The organism is Bacillus sp. SA1-12, from assembly GCF_000981385.1.
Taxonomy (GTDB): Bacteria; Bacillota; Bacilli; order Bacillales; family Bacillaceae; genus Metabacillus.
Map to the genome: position 1 here is coordinate 90,608 of NZ_LATZ01000015.1, position 6,118 is coordinate 96,725.

Genomic DNA, 6,118 nt, shown 5'->3' on the forward strand with positions numbered 1-6,118 from the left:
TGCTATGAGGACAGTTTCCTCTTCCTTCTCATGGAAGGCCACTCTACTATAAGATTCAGATAACGAAACCCCACAATTCATGTTAATCAGGGAAGGGGATGATTCTATATATCTTTCGTAAAAACTTCGTGTATAATATCATTTTTATGTAAGGGTTAAAAATTGTTAGGTGAATGCAATTTAAAATAAATCTAATAAATTCTTAGTGTTAATAGGACTTAAATTTCAGCTAATGGTACCTATTACTAACTAATTCGACGTAATTGGTAAGTAGAATGTCGCCTTTTGCTAGTTACAGAGCGACATTGAAGAGGTAATGTAATAACTGTCCCGCCAACAAGGAAGGACGCAATCACAACCAAAACTAGTGAATGTGTAGATAGCTAAAGGAGGGCTCATATGTATGGCGTCTCAGACTCGTATTAAAATCCCAGCAGGATTTTGGGCAGGATTAAGTCAAGTAGGGATTTCTACCCGCGACGTGGTTCGAAAAGCACGACTGCCCCTCACCATTATTACTGAACCAGTTGTCACCACCCCCCAATATTTCGCGATATGGCAGGCTTATTCCAATCTCATTGATGACACTGCCAAAGGAATCATCAAGCTTGCGACCGTCTTTGAAACAGCTCATTACCCACCGCCCGTCTTAGCGGCTTACCATGCTCGTGACTACCGCGACGCACTAAAGCGAATGGCCCGGTACAAACAATTGTGCCCCCCCCGAAAGCTTACGTATTACTGAGGAAGGTGATAACTGTACAATCGAACTGGAATGGTTGTATACCGAGCATCCCGTTCCGCCGATGCTGGTTGGAATTACGCTGGCATTTCTTCTAGAGCTAGGACGCCGGGGCACTGGTCAACCTTTGAAGGCGAGGTTCGTCGAATTTTCGCACTCAATGGGTGACGTACAGGCACTCGAAGCTTATTTCGGCTGCCGTATCCAGATCGGTGCAAATTGTAACCGGTTGATACTGCATCGAGAAGATCTGGACCGCCCTTTTGTCTCGTACAACGCAGAGTTGCTGGAAATTCTGACTCCCGTACTGGACCAATCGTTGGATGAGCAGCAACGTAGCCGCTCAATTATCGAGATGGTCAAGTGGATCATAAAACGTAGTCTAACAGGAGGGCGCCCCGACATTCAGGCTGTTGCGAGCGAGTTGGGGATGAGCGATCGTACCTTGCAACGCCGGCTTAATGACGAAGGCACGAGCTTCAAACATCTGTTGACACAAGTTCGACATGAGCAGGCACGAGAGTACTTGGCAGACCCCTCGCTTGATATTAAAGAAGTAGCCTTCCTGATTGGATATGAAGACCAGAACTCGTTCTACCGCGCCTTCCGTCTTTGGGAAGGTGATACTCCTTCAAATTGGCGTACGGAACATTTAGGAACAAACTTGATAAATTGACTTTGTCCTAAAAGTAAATTAAAAGGAGAAATGTATTATGGATATGGGATTAAACAATAAAACAGCTTTAGTTACAGGATCAACGAAAGGTATAGGTAAAGCAATTGCCATTGAACTTGCAAAAGAGGGTGTTAATGTACTAATTAATGGACGAAATTATAAAGAGGTAGAACGAACTATAGATGAAATTAAATCAGATTTCCCGGCTACCTCTCCTCAAAATGCTACAGCTGATATTGTAGATATACAACAAAGAGAAGCTTTATTTGAAAACTATCCCAATATTGATATTTTAGTTAACAATATGGGTATTTATGAAATTATGCAATATGAGGACGTTGACGATGAAGTATGGGAAAAATACTTCCGTACTAATGTTCTAGCAGCAAATGGATTATCTAAATTTTATTTACCTAAAATGTTGAAAAATAATTATGGCCGCATTATCTTTATTGCGAGTGAAGAAGCAATTATGCCTTCAGGACTAATGCCTCAGTATAGTATGACAAAATCAATGCTATTATCATTGTCAAAAAGCTTATCTAAATTAACAATAGGAACAGAAGTTACAGTCAATACGATCATGCCGGGACCAACACTCTCTGAAAAGGTACATCAAATAATTGAGGGTATGTACCCTAATGAAGATATGACCTTTTTAGAAAAAGAGAAAAAATTTATGACTATTAACCTGCCTCAATCTGAAATACAGCGTTTTATCAAGCCAAGTGAAATCGGTAGAATAACTACATTTGTATGTAGTCCTTATGCATCCGCATTTAAAGGGTCTCCAATCCGTATGGATGGGGGAATGGTACCGACTATTTTTTAACATTTTTTATGCGGATATTCAATATATTTATACTATTCATGCATCATTGAATCTGTTGCGACTATTGGGGAAATCTAGATAGAAATAATCGTATCAAAATATCTACCATCCTACCCTATCATTACCGTAACTCCGGCGAAGAGAGTACTTAACAGGTTAGGAGGAGGAAAGAGGAGTATTACCAAGAGGATGGTAAAGATCGGTGAAGCATTTTTTATCAAAAATTAAACAACTTTATTTTACCCCCGTCCTAAAAACAGGACGGGGGTATGCGTGTTTGAGGTTTTAAAATTAAATAACTTATTGTCAATCTGCAAGTGGTCCCAAAAAGAAGGAATTCTTGCCGTACCTCATATAAAGTCACTCTGTGGCAAAACATGGGGGTCTGACTTAGCGGACATAAAATCTTCGTTACTGCTGCATACTATTTTTATCAAATATTTTAATGAATTGAGGTTTTTGAAAATGGATGAAATGAGAACTACTAATCAAGTAGAAGAAGTAAATAAACGCCTTAAAGAAATTCCCAAGGAAGCCGAAGAAAGAAGAATTGAAAATCAGCCTCAAACTGGTAAAAACGAGAAAGCCATCGAGCCGTTTTAAGCCCATAAGACCTGTAGGAAAGCCTGCAGGTTTGATCCGGGATACGAACCGGCAAACCGAAGAATTTTGCTGATCATAAATTTCATAAGCAAATAAAACAGCGTAGGAGGAATTTTTACTCTTACGCTGTTTTATTTGTCGTTATGTCAGCGCGTGATTACCAATGTTGTTCAGCAATCGGACGCGATTGTGGTATAAAACTTAGATTTTTAAACGACTGAGGTTTATATTGCAGAGTTGCTAAAGGCGATTGGATACCTTTGATTTACATGGACACACTATATAAGTAAAAATGACCATCCGGAGGTTTGTCCATTGGAAAATCTGCAAAATATTTTAAAGTATTATATTGAAGGAATCATGAATGACTACGAGATTAAAGACAGTGAAAAAGCCGAGTCGATTTTAGCGAATGCATTGCAGACTGAAGAGGCTGATGTCGCCATTACTGAACGGATCATTAATGCGATGCAAGGGAAGTAGTGTGCCTTCCAAAAAGGACAATGATAAAGCTAGCATGTCGGAAGCCGGACTATCTATGGCATTTCCTGTAGGATTCTTTTCAATCGTTGCAGTAAGGGGGCTGTCATGTCTTTTAGGAGATTTCCATATAGTTCTTGGAGACATGTAAGCTGCTGTGGTTCCGTTCCCTCCAGTCAGTTCGCTTTTTATTCCACGCTTCCTATTGACATGGGGACCCCCCATATCAATAGGGCTTTCGCGGCATAAACGCACCCTTCCTTCCGGTCACTAACCTAGTGCCGGAAGGAAGGGTGGCGTTCCTATTCCGATTCAGAATCAAGAAGTCTCTTTGTAAGGTTCCTTACATCATTCGCAGGAGGGTCCAAGAAAATTTCCGAGCGAATTGTTCCAGCCGAAATCCCTCACTTATCAGCGAGTTTGTTTTGCGATTCCAACAAACTCATTTTACTTCGTTCAATGTCATAAGTACACGTCGGAAATTTGTTCCGGCATTAATGACTTCAATCCTAGCCCTTTCAACTTCCAATTCAGCCTTCCCAGGCAAGTTATAGCAATGTGATACAGGTTACACGAAGAGGTATTTGACAACAGGAAGAAGGGTGGTAGAGTTGTTCATGTCAGCAGGGGAAAGGCATCGGAGACACCGACCGAAAGGGCAACATAATGGATAAGAAGGACGGCAAGCCGGAGCCGAACGACATCGTAGCAACATGAAGACCACGATCAGCAAGAAGACGTAGAAGAAGATGTAGAACAAGAAGAAGAAGTAACCAAGACTCCGGCCCCCTAACCGGTAATCGCGTAATAGTAAAAGGTGGAGATTAAAACACAAGAATGAACTTCGTGTAAGTGAAGAAATTGCAGATTATACCCTAAAAGTGAAAGGGGGAAAGTGAAGATTCTCTGGGTAAAAACAAGTTATCCTTCACAATCGGGCCAGTTTCATGAATAACGATATGCAGTCAATTTTATAAAATGGGAGGTTTAGGTGTTACTTGTGGTGAATTAATTATAGATACGAGCTCGACTTGTTTGAAGGGGAGTTGTGTTTATGATTGGTGAAATAAAAAAGTTAGTATATGAGAGTTGTACTCATCCAAACGTGTTAGGAGTACTTTTAATGGGGTCGGTTTCAGCCAATACCAATGACAAAAGTTCAGATGTCGATTTACTAGTCGTTTATGAACAATCCGAGCCTGAAGTGTGTCTTCCCAACGCAACTTGGAAATGGGATGTATCGTATATGAGCGAAAAAGAGCTTAGGGGGTTTCAAAAGCTGTCGGATTGGCGAGCGAATGCTTTTTTAACAGCCCAAATTATCATTAACAAAACGACATGGCTACCAACGATAATTCATGAAATCTGTACACTATCTGATCAAGAATCTGAAAAACAAGTATCCGGATGGTTGGAAGCCTACTTAAATGCTTTTTATCGGTCAATGAAGGCGGTAAGAAGAAATAATGAACTAGGAGCTTTGTTGCAGGCTTCCTCATCTGTCATGTACTTAATCAATTGTTTATTTAGTTTAAATAAATTAATTCCCCCATATTTGGATAGAGTCGATATTTTACTCACTCGTTTGGAGCATCTCCCAATGCAAAAGTCAGCTTTGAGTGATCGGTTTGTTACGATCTCAAAATATGCTAACCCCGAGGATCAAATTCAATTGTTTAAAGAAACCGAAATATTATTAAGGTCTTTTGGATTTGGACAAGTGTACGAATCATGGGATGACAAGCTTGAAAATGAAGTGAATTATTGGAGAAAAGTTTAAGATTAGTCCGATTCTAAATGTTCGATTCTTTGCTACAACTTGGGAAGAAGATAACATATAGTACAATTTCTGATCATTTTTTATTTGCTAAGCCAAATCAACTTTGAATTTTTACTCAATAAAATGATCTACTATAAAATCACCAAGATCATGTAAGCATATATTGTTACATTATAGGGCGTTTTTATGAAGTAACTAAAGCGAACTCCTCACTAATAACACCCGGGAAATTAGGCTTTTTATTTTTGTATTTTCTTAACGTTGTAAATCTGCGTTCTGCTGGTGGTGCCCATTCAAGAAAAGGGCCATATTGTTGTGCGAAATGTTTCTAGCTTAAATTGGGAATGGTCACATTACCCAAGTAAAGGTTAGACAGTTCCTTCCGGAACTGAAGGATTATATCGAAGAATCAAATGGTGGGGTAACGCCCTGAAGGGTTCTCTCTTAGTCGAATAGCACTTGAATTAGTAAGAATAATAGTGTTATAAGCTCGGCGAAAAGGCGTGAGAATTTACCGTAACAGTTCGGCTGACGAAAGCCTACCCGAGGGGGTGGTGTAAATCATGATGCTTGAGTTGAATGAATATGGTGAGAATGCAAAAGAACCTAAAGTAAAAAGGTTAAGCTGACGAACTTCTGAATGTACGGGTCTAGACTGGCAATACATAGAAATGTGTATATCACCTAATGTGAGGTTAGCAGTGGATGAGTAAGAATGACAATTATGAAAGTCCATGATGTGTTACAGGCATAAGAACGGCTAACAGGCTTACAGGAAGCACCTAAGTTCATTCTATAATAGATATAATTCAACGTTGTAAGCTGATAACGTGGAGGACTTACTTTCTATGAAGCGTTGATAAGGAAAGCAATAATGAGAATAGTTATTGTATAACTTAACTTTATATCAGTGAAAGTGGTGGCACAGTACCGATGAAAGGTCTAATCAACCCGAAGGGATAGCCACTAGACTAATGAAGATTCAATTAATCATGCAAGGCAAAT

At 39.7% G+C, this 6,118-nt stretch carries 4 protein-coding genes and 1 pseudogene; all 5 read left to right on the top strand.

Annotated features, from left to right (window positions below; translation table 11 throughout):
- Positions 1–403 precede the first annotated feature (403 nt).
- The 5 genes and pseudogenes from WQ54_RS11260 (at position 404) to WQ54_RS11275 (ending at position 5,113) form a co-directional block, all read left to right on the top strand.
- Positions 404–1,418, top strand: a pseudogene (locus tag WQ54_RS11260) (helix-turn-helix domain-containing protein).
- Positions 1,419–1,455: 37 nt separating this feature from the next.
- Entirely contained in the window at positions 1,456–2,250 is a 795-nt protein-coding gene (locus WQ54_RS11265) for an SDR family NAD(P)-dependent oxidoreductase (protein WP_046516398.1), read from the top strand.
- Positions 2,251–2,523: 273 nt separating this feature from the next.
- Complete coding sequence (locus WQ54_RS11270) at positions 2,524–2,853, top strand: hypothetical protein (protein ID WP_046516401.1); 330 nt, start codon at positions 2,524–2,526, stop codon at positions 2,851–2,853.
- A 315-nt stretch (positions 2,854–3,168) separates the two neighbouring features.
- Entirely contained in the window at positions 3,169–3,336 is a 168-nt protein-coding gene (locus WQ54_RS33540) for a hypothetical protein (protein ID WP_156177883.1), read from the top strand.
- A 1,051-nt stretch (positions 3,337–4,387) separates the two neighbouring features.
- On the top strand, positions 4,388–5,113 hold the full coding sequence (locus WQ54_RS11275) for a nucleotidyltransferase domain-containing protein (RefSeq protein ID WP_046516404.1): 726 nt from the start codon (positions 4,388–4,390) through the stop codon (positions 5,111–5,113).
- The last annotated feature ends 1,005 nt before the right edge of the window (positions 5,114–6,118 follow it).